Source organism: Pseudomonas taeanensis MS-3 (genome assembly GCF_000498575.2).
Classification (GTDB): Bacteria; Pseudomonadota; Gammaproteobacteria; order Pseudomonadales; family Pseudomonadaceae; genus Aquipseudomonas; species Aquipseudomonas taeanensis.
The window spans coordinates 879,993-895,773 of sequence record NZ_AWSQ01000001.1 but is presented as its reverse complement, the minus strand read 5'-3'; the positions used below and the strand labels follow the sequence as shown (position 1 = coordinate 895,773).

Sequence of the window (15,781 nt, the reverse complement as noted above, 5' to 3'; positions counted from 1 at the left end):
TTCCTTTTGCGAGAGTGGCAAATGGATCTCAGGGCGGCGGTTGGAATTGCGATTCGAAAGATCAGGATTTCTCGTGCGGTGCCACAAGAGGGGCTAGGGCCGAGTCAGTCTTATGTGAGTGACGTTGAGCGAGGGATGAAATCACCATCTATTGAGAAGATCGACGACATCGCGACAGTGTTGGGAGTCCATCCGGTTACCCTTCTTGCCTATGCCTATGTTCAGGCCGGAGTCCCGCCGAGCGATTTGCTTGAGCGAATCCACTTTGAGTTATCGGAGCTTGAGTGAAGCGCTCCAGCTTCCCTCAAATCGGCCGCGCTCGAAACATCGCCGTCAATGAATTTTAGACATTGCCCCAGGTTTGTCCGGTCAATGAATCGGCCCAGGCTTTCCAAACGAAACTGATACGGCAGAAATTGATGAGTTAACGTCGCCGATTTCTTGGGTACCCGATGACTGCTTCGGCAGGTTAGCGACCACTGCTCTGGCTAACCATCCTTGTCCTTCCACACGTGGAGGACTTGCCATGAACATCATCGCTACCTGCAGCCGTCAGCTCTGGAACAAAGGAAAATTGGTCGGGCAGAAACCCCCGCTACGACTGAGAGATACCTCGGCAATCCGAGTAAGGCTGCAAATTGCAGAAAGAACCCGGGATCTGGCTCTCTTCGATCTGCCGATCGACAGCAAGCTTCGAGCCTGCGACTTAACCAAACTTCGTGTGCGCGACGCTGCTTATGGTGAGCCCGTCTCATCACGAGCCATGGTTAACCAGCTTAAGAATTAACAGTATGTCTTGGCCTTTCATCATTACAGCCTCCGTCGACTGTCCATGGACTGTGGACGGCTTGCCGGCAGGATAGCTCACCCGTCATGCCTCGCAATCACTGCAAAGAGGCTTCTCACGCCGGCATTCTTGGCAAGGGTAGAGCTGATCATAGAGGATCGCCCACTAACACTGCGGCGTCCGTATCGCCCTCACGGCCTTCTTGAGGCGTCCATTCAAGACTGGCTGTTTTGTCGGTGAGACTTACGTAGAGACTGCGGTCGATGCACTCCACCATAGCGCCTTTGGCTACGGCGTGCAGTAACGACTCAGTCCACTCCACTACTTCGTAGTTGAATACCTGAGCAGTGATATCTTCGCCCTCGTCGTGATGCAGCATATTGGCATAGGCCTCACTGCACGCTTTCTTCGCTGCATTGCAGCGGATTTCGATAGCGTTCTTGCCGGGTTGGTCATAGCCCGCCACTGTCTTCCAACTCCCCCAGATCCGTAAGTCGCCCTGATGTTCCTGCACTGTTAGTGGGGGCACAGTCACGACATGAGATTGTCCAATAGGCGCAGGAGAGGCATACCAAAGGACCACATAAGTGGCCACCAGAGCAGAAGCGAGGGAGACAATGAGGTAGCGAAGAATGGGCATGGTCGAGTTCCTTTCGAAAGTCTGGCCGTCCTAGCCAGCTGTACTGTGAGTGTAGAAAATGACTGTAGCCCAAGTTAGACGCAAACTCATGCAGGTGCGAGCCGATCGCTATGATCGAACCGCCCCCGCTAACTCACTAAATGCATTTTCTGCAGGTATCCCGCGTGACCGATACAACTGTCTCAGAAGCCGAAATGCACCGCGCATTCGGCCTTGATCAGATACATGAGAAACAGCCCGCTAAAAAGACAAATCCATTTTCCATCTACACGGTTGCTGAGCTGAGCGTACGTGAGAATGGTGGAAAGCCTTTCCGCTTCGAGCACCAATCAAACTCCATTAGCACGCTGACAGCCCAACTCGAGGCCGAAAAAGCTGCGCGGGACAAAGGCTATGAGGTTTGGGTCGTGCTGGATATTCGGCAGGTTTCAACCTGACATCTCGTGGCCTCTCTCGGCATATTGTGCTCGCGCGCCTCTCCGCACCCTATCGCAGCCAATTGGCAGTAAGCGGCCATGCTTTGGGCGTGCATCCTGTTGCCACAGTTGGCCATGGACGGAGTTTTGCGTCACTGCTCTGACCCTGAGCGCCCATTGGTACTGCTCAGCGGCCCGGCGCAGCGCCGAGTCATACAGGCGGTCAACTCCTCAGCCCGCTCAATAGGTTTAAGACCCGGGCAGTCCCTTACTACAGCCCAAGCACTGGCCGTGGAGTTCGCGTCTGCTGACTACGACCAGACGGAAATCGAAAAGTGGCAGCAGTTCTTGGCTGCCTGGGCATATGGGTTCAGCGCACAAGTCAGCCTGCACTACCCGCGCTGCCTGCTGCTTGAGGTGCAGTCCAGCTTTGGTCTGTTCGGCCCGTGGCCACGATTTGAAACACGACTGCGTGACGAGCTCACAGCTCTGGGCTTCCAGCATCGCATCACCCTAGCTACCAACCCAGCGGCTGCACGGATGCTCTCGAACTGCCGGGATGGCTTGGCGGTTGTCGATGATAAATCGTTACAGGAAGCGCTCTACCCTTTGCCAGTAGAGCGGCTGGGGTTGTCCGAGAAAGTGGCGACTGCGTTTGCTCGAATGGGACTGCGTAACTTGCAGCAGCTTGTGGCCCTCCCCCGCAGCAGCCTGGCAAAGCGCTTTCCCGCCGAGGTTCTACTTCATTGCGGATTCCACGACACTTGGACACTCAGCCCACGATCATTTGGACACTCGTTCCATGCTCACTTGGACACCTGATCCACGTCCACTTGGACAGGCAGTCGGAGCGCAGCGACGCAGGTTTGCATTGTTAGTCTGAAGTCTCTGTCGCCGTCAATTTCGTTGCGCGTCTGCGCATCGATTCGCCCTTCAGTTCGATCCGATAAGCGTTGTGCACCAGCCGGTCGAGGATCGCATCGCCCAAGGTCGGATCGCCGATCAGTGCGTGCCATTTGTCCACTGGCATCTGGCTGGTCACTAGCGTCGAGCGGTTGCCGTAGCGGTCGTCCAGCAGTTCAAGCATGTCGCGCCGTTGCGCAGCGGTAAACGGCGCCAGGCCCCAGTCGTCCAGGATCAGCAAGTCGGTCTTGGCATAACCCGCCATCAGTTTCGCGAAGCGGCCGTCGCCGTGGGCCAGGCCTAGTTCTTCCATCAAGCGCGGCAAGCGCAGATATCGCACGCTGTAACCGTCGCGGCAGGCCTTATGAGCCAGCGCGCAGGCGAGCCAGGTTTTGCCTACGCCAGTTGGGCCGCCGATGATCAGGTTCAGGCCGTCGCGCAGCCACTGGCCGCTACCCAGTTGCAGGATCAGAGATTTGTCCAGGCCGCGCGGGCTGCGGTAGTCGATGTCTTCCAGGCAGGCGTTATGGCGCAGTCGTGCGGCCTTGAGGCGAGTAGTCAGGCGTGCGTCTTCGCGCTCGGTCAGCTCGCGGTCGACCATCAGACCGAGGCGTTCGTCGAAGCTAAGATCGTTGATGTCAGGCGTTGCGTGTTGTTCGCCAAGCGCCTTGATCATGCCGTGCAGGCGCAGGGTTTGTAGCTTGTCGAGTGTCGGGTTGGGCAGCATTTTGGTGCTCCTTTTTCAGGTCAGTGGTAGTAGCCAGGGCCGCGCAGGTTGATGTGTTCTTCGGGCAGTAACGGCAGGTTTTGCTGGGCAAGCGGCAGCCGTTCCAGCCCTTGGCGCAGGATCGATTCCAGGCTTTTATAGCTGCACGCGCCCAGTGCCAGCGCTCGCTGGCAAGCGGCTTCCAGCCGCTCTTCGCCGTGCTGTTTGCTCAGGCGCAGGATCCCCAGGCAGGCGCGGAAGCCGTGCTGCGGATGGATTCGGCGTTCGAGGATATGAGCGATGACACCAGCGGTGTTCGGCCCGGTCTGCTCAGCCCAGTGGATCAGTCGCTGCGGCGTCCATTCAGCATGTTCGCGGTGACTTTTGGGCATGTGCTCGGTTTGGGTGGTGTGGCGGCCTTTGTGCGGCGAGCGCAGATGGCTGGCCACACGCTGGTTGGCGTGGAAGCACTCGACGGTCTTCGCGGTTAGCCGCACTTCGAGTTGGTGTTTCACCAGCTGGTACGGCACCGAGTAGTAATGGCCGTCGACCTCGACGTGGTAGTCGATGTGCACCCTCACCTTTTTCCATTCGGCGTAGACATACGGATGTTCTGGTAGCGGTTGCAGTGCGGGTTGGTCGATGGTCTCGAAGGCCGAGCGGCGTGAGCCGGGCAGCTTCTTGAAGGGCTTCTGATTGAGGCGATCCAGCAGCAGCGCGATGGCTGTGTTGAGTTCGCCCAAGGAGAAGAACTGGCGGTTGCGCAGCACCGCCAGGATCCACCGCTCGACGACCTGTACGCCGACTTCAACCTTGGCTTTGTCCTTGGGTTTACGCGAGCGCGCGGGCAGCACGGCTACGCCGTAATGCTCGGCGAGATCGCGGTAACTGGGGTTGATATCCGGCTCGTAGCGATGCGCCTTGGTGACGCCGCTGCGCAGATTGTCCGGTACCAGGATCTGCGATGTACCGCCGAGAAAGGCGAAGCAGCGTACGTGCGAGCCCAGCCAGTCAGGCAGCTTCTGCGACCAGGTGGCCTCGGCGAAGGTGTAGCTGGACGCGCCGAGAACGGCGACGAAGATCTGCGTCTGGCGGATCTCGCCGGTTCGCCGATCAATGACCGGCACGGTCTGGCCGGCGTAATCGACAAACAGCTTTTCGCCAGCACGGTGTTCCTGGCGCATGACCACGTCGACCTTGGCAGCCCAGAGGCGGTAGTGCTCGCAGAACCAGCTGTATTGGAAGCCTTGCGGATGGGTGAGCCGATACTCTTGCCAGAGCAGGGCCAAGGTGACGCCGGGGCGACGTAACTCGGCATGGACATGAGCCCAGTCCGGCATCGGACGTTGATCGCTAGGAACCGTCGGCGCTGGCGGGAACAGACATCGCTCCAGTTCGGCGTCCGACAACTGCGTGGGCCAAGTCAGCCCGCAAGCGTTGAAGCGGTGCAGGTAATTGCCGGCACTGCCGCTGCTGATGCGTAGGCTGGTGGCAATTTTGCGCACGGACAGGCCGGCGTCGAACTTTAGGCGTAGTACCTCTCGGATTTTACGCATGGATATACGCTCCACGACGACCTCTTCGCTTCGAGAAAAGAGGTCGATGGTAGTGAATAATCCTGCGTTGCTGCCTGCCTGAGCGTGGGGTCGGATCAGTGAGAGATCACTGTCCAAGTGCTCGTGGAATCAGTGTCCAAGGGGCCGTGGAATGAGTGTCCAAGTCAGCGTGGAATCGCTGTCCAAGTGTTCGTGGACTGGGTGTCCAAGTGCGCATGGAATCCCCAACTTCATCTCGACACATTGTTCGGTCGTCGCCCACTCGCCCTGGATTTTTATCCGCATTGGCAAATTGCTGCGGTCGTTGGAGTGACCGGACTCCGCCGACTGAGCGACTTCTGGAAGCTGGTTTCAATCCAGAAATGAAGCAAGTTCGAATGGTGCTTGTACTGACGGAACAGCTAGTGGGTTTGCTGCGAGAGACGCTGCGCTCGATGAGAGCCAAGACTTCTCAGGATCTGAGAGAGATTGGAGACTGCAATCACGTCACGGTGTTCGGCATAGTGACTGGAAGACAACGCCCCTCAACAGCCTCAGGCGTCACCTTCGTAACCCTTGAAGACGAATTCGGCATGATTAATGTAATTGTTTGGCGTGACCTTGCTGAGCAGTACAGGCCTGCGTTGATGCACTCGAAACTTTTGCAGGTGAAAGGCAAACTGGAGGATGAGTCTGGTGTAATGCACTTGATCGCTGGTCATCTGAAAGATCGAAGCGACCTGCTCGAAGGACTTGATGTACGAAGTAGGAATTTTCACTGAGACCGAAACATAAAAACCACTCCATCAGACTGCTTTCGGCCGATTCTGTTGAAAAAGTCGGTCTTGGCCGGAGCCGCCTTTCCAGAGCTCAGAAAACGCACGCTTTGGGCATTGCTGCGTGAAAACCAAGGCAGTTCAGTCTCCCGTACGACTCAGATTTCAACCTAGGTAACGCTCTTTTGTGGGCAGAAATCGCAAAGGGACTTTTTCAACAGAATCGGCCGGAAGCGGCCTGTCGTAAATGGCGGCAATCCTCGTAGGCAACGCCGAACTTACTCTAAGGTCGAACCGAAAATAGGCGCTGGTCGTAGGCGAAGTCAAGTACGTCGATAATCCGAACCTCGGCCATCGCCGGGTGGCGCGGGTTGAGCATGATGTTACGGTCTAGAGGCATTACCGCCGAAGGGACGATCAAGCCCAGTTGCTCATTGCGGGCAAGCCATGTCGTGCCATAGCCCATGCTTGGGCGATCTGCTGGCAGAGAGGCCCAACCCACTGGCAACAGGTTCAGGGCGGGCTCAAGGTAGAGGTCAGGGCGATCCGGTAGTTCGAGGACGGTAATTTTCATGGGAATATCCGGCCTCCGGGTCTGATGCACGAAGGTTTCCAGGCAGCAGATGGAGGGCGACAAGCCGAGGTAAACGGCTGGCACCTCGGCGTCATTCCAGCGCCCGCCCTCAATTGCCGCCCCTTTCCCCGAGAGGTCATGCGCGCGACTTGCCTTGGAGACTCGCCATGCCCGCATCAGGCCACACCGCCCCACTCGATGGCATGCAACACCCGGCGCACCTGGCGTGCCCCCAGCTCGGTCTCGCAAAGCGAGAGTGGCGTTTTCCCCCCAAGGGCATCATTGGGAGATGACATCCAGGCGCCCGCGACTGTTTTATCTTCAAAAACTTCCTCTGCAAGAACGGCAACCTGAGCCAGACGGTCGATGCGCTCGGAGACAACTGAGTCGAGAGGGGCCTTGCTCTTGATCCGGCGCTCAACCGTTGAGTTCGAGGAATTGGCCAGGAGTGCCAAGGCTGGATTGGTGAGGTTGAATGTTCTTTTGACCTCTATCAGCCAGACGGCCTCGAAACCGGAGTTGATCTGGCGAAGCCGTTCTTGCTCGGTTTGAGCACTGAGGCTATGAGCCATTCTCCAAAAGCTGTGGGCAAGAGCCCCGGTACCTAAGGAGCGTTTTTTGAGTGCTTTAGCTTCTGCTTCCATTTCATATGCCGCCAAATGACGTTTCTCGTTCCTTCAGATGATAGCACGCGCTCGGCACCACTTTTCTGCCCCCAGAACTAAGCCGGATAATGCCGATCCCTTCAGGCTTCTGGACTGGGTGGGTAATTGCACAGACTTGCCCACCCATTTGCATTTGACCTGACCAGTCATTTGCATCGGATTTGACCGGCATGCTTCGTGGCCCTGACTGGCAGAGAACGGCCAAGAACTGACTGTTGGAGCCGGCAAGATCGGTCCCACGCCGCCATCCGATATGGCACGATTAGATATCCTGTGTACGGCATAGAGCAGCCGGATGATGGATACCGAAGGCGCGGCGGCGCGGTGACTCTTCGTCTGAAGAAAGCATCGCCGCGCGAATTTCAAAGCTTGCCAAGTTCTTCTTCCAACCTGGTGGCCTCGGGCACTCCGAGCGCGATCAACGCAGCGACAATATGGTCGATGGTAGATCGCAGCGGTGCATGATGACTGACACTGGCTGGGCTGCACTCCCGTATTGCTTCTATCAACAAGCACCAACGGCGGCCCACACCGTGGTCGATCCATAGCGGCCGGAAATCAGGATAGGCCTCAATCCATACGCTTCCGGCCCCGACGAGTACGTCCAGTTGCTCGGCTCGTGGCGCAACCTCAAACAGGTTTAGTAGCAGCAGGGCGACGAAGGGTGACGGCCCTTTGCTGATCAGTTTGCCCAGAACAGGGAGAAACGGATCGACTCGCCCTATGCCCTTCTCAAACAGGTAGCACTTCGATCCCTGCCCGTACATATGGTCGTTAAAGAACAAGACGGCGATTGCTGGGCCAATGTGCATTTCGATGGACAAGTCCCTGCTTCGGCTGAGACGCTCCCATCCACGCGTGGTCAGCATGTGATCGGCGAGTGTGCTCCGAATGTCTAAGGCCACCTGCGTCGGAATGTGGTCGCCCTCGAAGTACACCGCGTCGATGCAGCGCAAGAAATCGACGAGTACGTCGAAGAAATTCCGGTCTGGAAGCGCAATGATGTGCCGGACGGCGAGTTCAGTGGCCTCAGACGTTGACAGACCGACAACGCAGCGTGCAACCGCCGCAAAGAACGTATCGTTCCACTCAGATGGCGGATGGTCCGTTTCGTCTCCGTTGTCTAGGCTCGCTCTATTCGCGAGGGCCGTCCAAGGCATGTAGGCTTTCACGATCTCACTGAGCCAAGGGCGCGTGTCATCGTGGGAAAGAGCGCGCACTTGTTGCAACCAGAGAGCCGCAGCTTGATGATTTAAATGCTCTGTTGGCGAAGGTGCCGGCGCTTTTGATGGTTCCGGTGTAGCAATCCGGGTTCCATGTATGCGTAGTCGCCTTCTCGGCCGAGCTTGCTCTACCGGAAATGCCGGCCACGCTGGCTCCGTGCCTTCGCCTCCAAGCCATGCCATCTCAGCGGCAACGGCAGCCCGTGCCCGCTCATGACTTCGCGCTTTGCGAGCGTCGACCTCTTCTTGCGACGCATCCCAAGCTTGGTTCTCCACGACACTAGCGCTGAATGCACACCGGAGCACAGCTCTCGGTAGGCGACTATCAACGTCCGCTAGGACTGCGGCGGACGTTCCGAAGCCATGCGCGGCAGCGTGGTTTCCTGTTGCCGCTACCTCAAGAAGCGACCGCACGTGTTCCGGAGTTGACCGAGGTCGCAAGGCGTGGGTCAACCCGGCATAGGCGATTGCGGTCGGATTGAAGCGCAGCCCCCCTCGTATCTGATGCGCAGAATCGTCGTCGAGAACAGCAAGCGTCTTGTCCAGTTGTGATCGCGCCCATTCTCCGTGCTCGGCGCGCAAGGCGTCATCACCGTCCCGCATGACGATCATCGCGGCCGCCACAACCGCTTCCTCTTGCATGCGCCGCTCTCCGCCGTCGTCCTCGGATTCGACTCTCGCCGTAGCCGTCACAGAACGCCGCGCCCAAGCCACCGCTGCCGACCGACCTTCTGGTAGCAACCGGGCGGAATCGTCGACCGCAAGGGTCAACGCAGACTGCGTGGCGAAATCTGACTCTCGCTCAGTCGCTGCGTCTCGCAAAGCTTGTAGATGGGTCCGCTCTGTCGCTGGCGATAAATACTTGCGCGCAGTCGCGGATGATCCGTCCTTGAGCATCACTTCGACTTCTTGCCAATTTCCGGCATCCGAGAGATTCAGTGCGTATCGAACCATGAATTCCGGGTTGCCCAGATGCGCGCTCGCGGCAGGTTCGCCCAGATGTGCTGCCGCGGTCGTCAACAGAGTCCTCAGTGTCGCGAGTTGATCCGGGGATGCCAGGAACGTGAAGTTGCCAATCAGGTCGTCGAGCGTAGTCTGTCGCGATGGCCGGCGCTTCAGATCAGCGGCGGTCACGCTGCCGAGCGGTTCGCTACGCAAGGCGCCAAGCCCGAAGAAGTCTGGCATTTCGACGCGATCATGCACCTGACGCGTGTGATCAATGCACAGCAGTTCGGGGCAACCGAGAAGGGCCGCTGCCACGTCAAGCGATTTTGGCCAATGCGAGATGATGAGGTCAACCGCCACCAGCAAATACGCAGCGCACGAGCCCTGCGGCCCGAGCACGTCCGTCAGGACAGCTTCAAATGCTTCGCCTGCCTCGATGCGGCGGTGCGCCCATGCTTCGAGGGCCATCAGCGCGGATGTGACGGCGTAGAAGTTGCTGTTGCGCGACCAAAAGTAGGTCTGCGTCCACGGGAACGTACGTGCACCTCCCGGCAAAGCCAAGTCGAACCCATTCGTCCTGGGGTCAGCACCGCGGCTTCCGTGTGCGACTGCGTGTGTGACCAAACGATGAACCAAGGCCAATCCGTCCTTGGGCGAGTTAGTCAATAAATCGAGGAATGGGCCTCGTGCCGGCGATGCCTGAAGGAACTCGTGATCGAGATAAGTAAACGCCTCTTCGCGCTCCCGGCCAAAGTGGTGCTCGCGTGGCCGGGGCCTTGCGATCAACGCCTGCGCGGTCAGGTTAGCCAGCTCTGCTGGGGCTGCTTGCGCCAGCGTGCCGCGCATCCTCAGGATGCTGCGCACGATGTCTTCGCTGTGCTCGCTCTTTCCCACTGCCGTCAGGTATTCAGCGGCCAACTCCGGCGTTGTCCGCGCGAACATGACGAACGCATCGCGAAGGTCCGATTTCAGGGACTGGAGCCCGTCGCGATCAAGGTGTGCCCAGAGCACAGGGCCCTCGCTCGGCGTCAGCATTGCGTCTCTTGGCTCCAACAACCTCAGCCAACGATAGATCTGCCGTGTCGTAAACGGCGTGATGTCGGTGGCGCCAAGCGTGCCAACCGAGAATCCCGCATATAGCTGAACGATCTCTGGAATAGCCTCGCAGGGAACGCTATCTCCGATAACCAAGAGCCAGACAATCAACGTCGTCCATGCAGGGCCGCGCGGGACGTTGATCGATGCAGGTATAAGCGTGGGGTCGACGCCCGCAGCCGCGAAGACCTTTGCAGCCGGAAGCACGTCGACAGCTATGACCGTTCGGATAAGTTCGCGCAGCAGTGCGGCGCCATTGTCGAGAAGCTCGGTGGATGCGCGTTGGAGAACTGCTCCCGCAGCTTCGGATCGAGCTAATGCGAGCAACGCGGAGCGGCGCCAAGAGCGATGAACTCCCGCTTGACTCAGCCGATCAACGAGCGCGTGCCACCTCACGCCATCAGACGACCGCTCGATTGCCATGCGCGCCGCCAGCTCAACGGCACGTGCAAATATCGCCGTTGCCGGCCGATCTAGTTGCAGCCTATCGACGAGTTCGGAGTCGGCGTGCAGGGCGCTCGCGATCGCCCACTCGCACAGTACGTCATGACGAAACGCGACCCGGTCAATACTCAAATCCCGCAGAGTGCCGCTAGACACAAGCGCATCGATCGCCGCCGCAGGCTGGCCTGTAACGTCGAGAAAGTCGGCGCCAGACAAGGTCTGCGCTACTGCGCTTCGCAACAGCCGAGTCCGATCACGCCACCCGGCGTCGCGTCCGCCGTCCGCACTGGTCCACCACTGCTCGGCCATATCGATTTCAGTGCGCGGTACTGGATCAGATGCTGGCTGACTCGCCAGCCATGCGAGGCGAAATAGGTTTCTGGCAACCTGGCGTGCGGGATGCCCGTCCGTCAAAAGGGGCGCAAGCGAAGGATCAGTCACCTTCAGCTGCTCAATCTCCACCTCGCTCAGTTCACCTATCGTGATCGGGTCAGTTTGGCCCAGGCGTGCAAGTGCATCACTTGGCAGCCAGCTAGGCTCATCAATCCCAAACTCGCGCCGAGCCGTCGCGACCACAGCTACTCCCGGAACGAAAGAGGCTTCCCCAACTACATCGACGACCGTGAGCCTCTCTTCTGGGCTGAAAGAGTCGAGGTTGTCGACGAAGATCGTAGCGCCGCCGTCATTAGCCAGTTCTACGAGCAATTCGCGAAGTGTTCCGTCGAAGCCGAGTTGTGCGCGCAACGCAGTCCACCCGCGCGGAACACATCGTCCTGGACTGAGAACGATGACCTGACTTTCGGCTTGCATGGCCTCGGCCATCTGCCGTAGAACCCCCGATTTGCCGACGCCTGCATCACCACGGACCTCCACATAGCGTCCACGATCCAACGCTTCACGCGTTGCGGCAACGCGCTCTTGCCGTGCAAGTACAACGCGGCCTACACGGTTACGAATATCAGCAAGTGCCAGCCGGGATGACTCGGCTAGCGCTGCGCGGGCCGTCGCGTGCCGACGTTCGCCTAGGAGTCGATAGCCCAGCAGTACCAGAGCATGCAGTGCTGTCTCGCGGGTTCTGTCGCCGCCGCCTTTCGCCACATCGATTGCTAGTTCAATGAGGCTGACCCAGAAGGCCCCGGCCAGCGATCCATCGTCGGTATGCAGCACACGTACTGCGCGCTCTAGCGCCAAGTCATGCGATGCCGAGCCTGGAGCCGTAAAGTCGAAAGTCAGAATCTGAAGTCGGCGCAACAACAACCAGACGGTCTCGTTGTCGTCTGATGAGCCTTCGTTTCGCAGGTGGCTTTTGAACGTCTTGACGAACGCGCGCATGTCGTCGTTTGCCACGCCAGCTAGATCAATCTGCGCGGCAAACGTAGCTGCGTCGCCAATCTGCCGTGCGAGCGTAAGTACATCCTGATATGCCCCATCGATCTTGCGCGATCCCTTCGTCGTCGCAATCGCCAGCTCGTACCGCTGCGTCAGGAAGTCAGGTCGTTGCGACGCTTTGACGATTTGGCCTACGACTTTGCGAAAGACGGGGTCGGCGGCGGCGAAGGTGATGGATCGCTTGACCTGAACCTCCAGGACCGCCGGCTTCCCGGACACGTTGTCGTGGGCGTGGATTACCACGTCGTCAAGTGGACGCCCCGCATTTGCCTGCTGTAGCGCAACTCGATCTATCGTAGTGCCAGGAAGGCCCCGGGCAGGTGCCCCGGCGAGCATGGCTAGCAAGTATGAAGCACCAACCTGTGCCTCGAAATGGGTGCCCGCGGGCCCGCTGGCCAACGTGCTAGTTCCGAGATCGCCTTCGCCAGGAGGTGTTTCTGGTCGACTCATTGCTTAGTCTGCTCCTTGCTTTCGAGGTTGACACTAATCTCGGTCGCTGCGCCGATGGAAACTGCATTTAGTTGGAGCACCGACGCTCGAGTAAGGTTTTCGAAGTACGATACTGCTGCGAGGTTGTCACACACCCGACAGTGTCGAAGTTCTTCCTCTCGAATAAAAGCAGTCATGCTAGCGAAAAGGCATATGCGTCTGCTTTGGCCAAGCAGCAGTCATCTGATGGAAAGTGCTGAGCGTCCGCAATTGGCCCAGAGTGTGTAAAAAAACTTTCTTATCTTGCGTGCTTCAGCCCATTGCTCCTGGGCGCGGCGATTTCCCGAATATTTACCACGATCAGCGCCGGTAACGCTTCAGAGCGCGTATGAAACGCTTTGGCACCTCTTGGGGCAGTAAAAGCCGGGCTTTTACGCCGCCATCGCCTTCAACAAGCCTTCGGTGCCGATGATTTTCATCACCCGCTTCAAGTTGTAGGCGAGCACATTCAGGCCCATTTCTGCGCTCACCCCGTTCAGTTTTCGAGTCAGGAAGTGCGTTGCCCCCATCCATTGCTTGAGCGTCCCGAAGGGATGCTCAACAGTTCTTTTTCGAATCTTCATTATCTCTGGCGCGCGGCTCAACCGGCCCTGCATTTCCTCCAGCACCGATTCATGCTCCCAGCGCTTTACTCGCCGATTTGTGCTTGGAGTGCACTGGGTTTTCAGCCTGCAACTCTGGCATTTTGAACTCCAGTAGCAGTGCATAGTCATGCCTTTCTCAATGCTGGAGAAACGCCAGATCAGTGCCTCTCCAGCCGGGCAGGTGTATTCGTTTTTCGTCGAGTCATAAACGAAAGCATCTTTGTTGAACCGGCCATCAGCCTTGGCGCTTGAAGTCATCGGCTTTGGCACATAGGTGGTGATGTTTGCATCGTGACAGGCAAGGATTTCTTCACCCTTGAAGTAGCCTCGGTCGGCGACTACCGACAACGTTTCTGCGCCGATGGCTTCCCGAGCTTGCTTCGCCATCGAGCTGAGTTGGTCACGGTCAGAACCTCTGTTGGTGACCTCGTGAGCAACGATCAAATGGTGCTGCGTATCGACCGCCGTCTGCACGTTGTAGCCGACGATACCACTGCCGCGCGTCATCATTGGGCGGGCATCCGGGTCGGTCAGCGAAACCTGTTTGTCTGGCGATTCGTTGAGCTGAGATTCGATCCCCTGAAGCTCTTTCATCTGCGCTTTGAGCTTGACGATTTTATCTTCCAGGCTGGCAGTGTCTGGCGCGGCGGCGCTAGGAATCTGTCGATCAGCCGCATCGAGCGCAGCCAAATAACGGCTGATGCCCGCCTCGATTTCTTCCATGCGCCGCTTCAGTTTGGCGCTGGTGAAGTTGCGGTCGCGGTTATTCACCGCCTTGAATTTGCTGCCGTCGATAGCGACCAGGTTATTGCTAAACAACCCCAGCTGCTGGCAGAGCAAAACGAACTGGCGGCAGACGCCGCGAATAGCTTTGCTGTTGTCTTTTCGGAAGTTGGCGATGGTTTTGAAGTCGGGCATTAAGCGCCCGGTTAACCACATCAGCTCGACGTTGCGCTGGGCTTCACGCTCAAGACGTCGGCTCGACTGGATGCGGTTCAGGTAGCCGTAGATATAGATCTTCAGCAGGGTCGCGGGGTGGTAGGCAGGTCTGCCGGTTTCGGCTGGAATGGCGCCATCAAAACCTAGCGTGGCTAGGTCGAGTTCGTCGACGAAGACATCGACCACACGTACCGGATTGGTATCGCTGACGTAGTCGTCGAGGCTTTCGGGAAGTAAGGTGCTTTGACCTCGGTGTTCACCCTGGATAAACCGTTTCATGGGCGTCCCTTGCGATGAGATTCTCGGAAATCATAGCAAGGGTTTACCGGGACGTTTTTACACACTCTGGGCCGATTTCTGCCTTTCGTGACCGGCAGCTTCGGGTCGATTGCGGCCGGTCGTGACTGGCCGGAGTCGACCCTAAACGGCCGTTGGACAAAGGCAGAAAACGGCCAAAATCGGACCGCCAGCTGGAAGGTTCACAGGCAAGCAGTCGCAATCAGGACCCGCCTCTAGGTTGACAGGGGGCTAGCAGGCTGAGATTTTCTAGCCAGCACACAACGGAATGGACGCCCATGTCGCGCAAAGACCTCGAAGCCAAGAAGCGGCACCATCACGTCTGGGCGAAGTACCTAGCTCGCTGGGGTAACGGCACGAAGAATGTTTTCTACACCACTAAGACAGGGAAGTTTGCCCACGATAGCGTGCGTGCCATTGTGGCCGACGACTATTTCTACAAGACCACCGCGCTTAGCAGTAAGCATGTCGAGGTGATTAAAAGCTTCTCCCTACAAAGCCCCGATCATCTGCACCAACAGCACATGTCATACCTTAATGATTTTCTGAAGATGCAGCAGGTTGAGGAGATCTACCGCAAGTCTGGTTTTCAGAATCGGGAAGCCGAACTGCGTCTCCATGCAATGAAGTGCAACCCACTGGAAAATCTCCACGCATCCCACGAAGAAATGGCGCGTCCAGTGTTGGCTGCGCTCGCTGATGAGCGCCTCGATGTGTTACGGGATAAGCAGCGAATGATCGAGTTTATGGCGTTCTTCGGTCACCAGATCTCCCGTACGAAGACTTTCCGAGACGGCGTGATCAAGGTTCTATCGCGGCGCAACGCCATGGAGATTGAAGTGGCCGATGCAATGGTGCATGCGTGGTGGTTCCTGAGCTACATGTTCGGCATGAATATCGGGCTCAGCTTGTACCTAGATCGTCACAACGCGAGACATGCATTGTTGGTAAATGACACCAATATGCCTTTCATTACTTCCGACCAGCCTGTCGTTAATGTGCACTCATGCATCTCAGAGACAGGGTTCGCCGCGCCTACGCATGCCGACTTCTACTACCCAATCTCGCCACGGGTCGCCTATATCATCTGCGATTCCGAACGGTTCACAGAGGACAAGAACGAGGTTGATGAGGCCACTGTCGCGGAACTCAATACCAAGGTGGCGGCCCAGGCCATGGTGCACATCATCGGTGATAGTGAGAACGCCATTCGCCCCTTCCAAAAGTACATCGGACGGCGCTACCAGAAAGCCTCTAATGGTTACGTCATGGTCTGACTGTAAACCAAGCGCAGCGCAGTGGCCTTTCGGACGAGCCTAGGCGGTCAGGCTGGGTCGGTATCTGTCCGTCACGAGCGACTGGGATCGGCCCAGA

General features: G+C 57.8%; 10 protein-coding genes and 3 pseudogenes. 6 read left to right on the top strand and 7 right to left on the bottom strand.

Going from position 1 to position 15,781, the window contains the following annotated elements:
* Positions 1–21: 21 nt before the first annotated feature.
* Together TMS3_RS25865 and TMS3_RS03855 are read left to right on the top strand one after the other, a co-directional pair.
* On the top strand, positions 22–288 hold the full coding sequence (locus TMS3_RS25865; protein WP_025163936.1) for a helix-turn-helix domain-containing protein: 267 nt from the start codon (positions 22–24) through the stop codon (positions 286–288).
* A 238-nt stretch (positions 289–526) separates the two neighbouring features.
* Positions 527–781: pseudogene (locus TMS3_RS03855) on the top strand (integrase); the annotation flags it as partial.
* Positions 782–935: 154 nt separating this feature from the next.
* Here TMS3_RS03855 and TMS3_RS03850 read toward each other — a convergent pair.
* Positions 936–1,427, bottom strand: a complete 492-nt coding sequence (locus TMS3_RS03850; RefSeq protein WP_025163935.1) for a hypothetical protein — start codon at positions 1,425–1,427, stop codon at positions 936–938.
* A gap of 164 nt (positions 1,428–1,591) precedes the next feature.
* On the opposite strand from TMS3_RS03850, the gene TMS3_RS03845 reads away from it, so the two are divergent.
* Together TMS3_RS03845 and TMS3_RS03840 are read left to right on the top strand one after the other, a co-directional pair.
* Entirely contained in the window at positions 1,592–1,864 is a 273-nt protein-coding gene (locus TMS3_RS03845) for a hypothetical protein (RefSeq protein ID WP_235576604.1), read from the top strand.
* 78 nt (positions 1,865–1,942) lie between these two features.
* Positions 1,943–2,590 (top strand): annotated as a pseudogene (locus TMS3_RS03840) (Y-family DNA polymerase); the annotation flags it as partial.
* A 127-nt stretch (positions 2,591–2,717) separates the two neighbouring features.
* Here the strand turns inward: TMS3_RS03840 and istB are convergent.
* Positions 2,718–3,473 carry an IS21-like element ISPsy14 family helper ATPase IstB gene (istB, locus tag TMS3_RS03835; protein WP_025163932.1) on the bottom strand — a complete coding sequence of 252 codons (756 nt, stop codon included), beginning with the start codon at positions 3,471–3,473 and terminating at the stop codon, positions 2,718–2,720.
* A 20-nt stretch (positions 3,474–3,493) separates the two neighbouring features.
* Positions 3,494–5,008, bottom strand: a complete 1,515-nt coding sequence (gene istA, locus TMS3_RS03830; protein WP_025163931.1) for an IS21 family transposase — start codon at positions 5,006–5,008, stop codon at positions 3,494–3,496.
* A gap of 491 nt (positions 5,009–5,499) precedes the next feature.
* Here istA and TMS3_RS25560 point away from each other — a divergent pair.
* Positions 5,500–5,769: pseudogene (locus tag TMS3_RS25560) on the top strand (OB-fold nucleic acid binding domain-containing protein); the annotation flags it as partial.
* Between the two features lie 277 nt (positions 5,770–6,046).
* On the opposite strand, the gene TMS3_RS03820 reads toward TMS3_RS25560, so the two are convergent.
* The 4 genes from TMS3_RS03820 to TMS3_RS03805 form a co-directional block, all read right to left on the bottom strand.
* Positions 6,047–6,514, bottom strand: coding sequence for an RES family NAD+ phosphorylase (locus TMS3_RS03820; protein ID WP_025163929.1), 468 nt, complete (start codon positions 6,512–6,514; stop codon positions 6,047–6,049).
* Positions 6,514–6,981, bottom strand: coding sequence for a type II RES/Xre toxin-antitoxin system antitoxin (parS, locus tag TMS3_RS03815; RefSeq protein WP_025163928.1), 468 nt, complete (start codon positions 6,979–6,981; stop codon positions 6,514–6,516). Before parS ends, TMS3_RS03820 begins: the two co-directional genes overlap by 1 nt.
* Positions 6,982–7,364: 383 nt before the next feature.
* Positions 7,365–12,341, bottom strand: coding sequence for a hypothetical protein (locus TMS3_RS03810; protein ID WP_200929594.1), 4,977 nt, complete (start codon positions 12,339–12,341; stop codon positions 7,365–7,367).
* A 617-nt stretch (positions 12,342–12,958) separates the two neighbouring features.
* Positions 12,959–14,389 (bottom strand): IS1182 family transposase, encoded by a 1,431-nt coding sequence (locus TMS3_RS03805; RefSeq protein WP_025163926.1) that lies wholly within the window; start codon positions 14,387–14,389, stop codon positions 12,959–12,961.
* Positions 14,390–14,685: 296 nt separating this feature from the next.
* Here TMS3_RS03805 and TMS3_RS03800 point away from each other — a divergent pair, with 296 nt between their 5' ends.
* Positions 14,686–15,684, top strand: a complete 999-nt coding sequence (locus TMS3_RS03800) for a DUF4238 domain-containing protein (protein ID WP_025163925.1) — start codon at positions 14,686–14,688, stop codon at positions 15,682–15,684.
* Positions 15,685–15,781 lie beyond the last annotated feature (97 nt).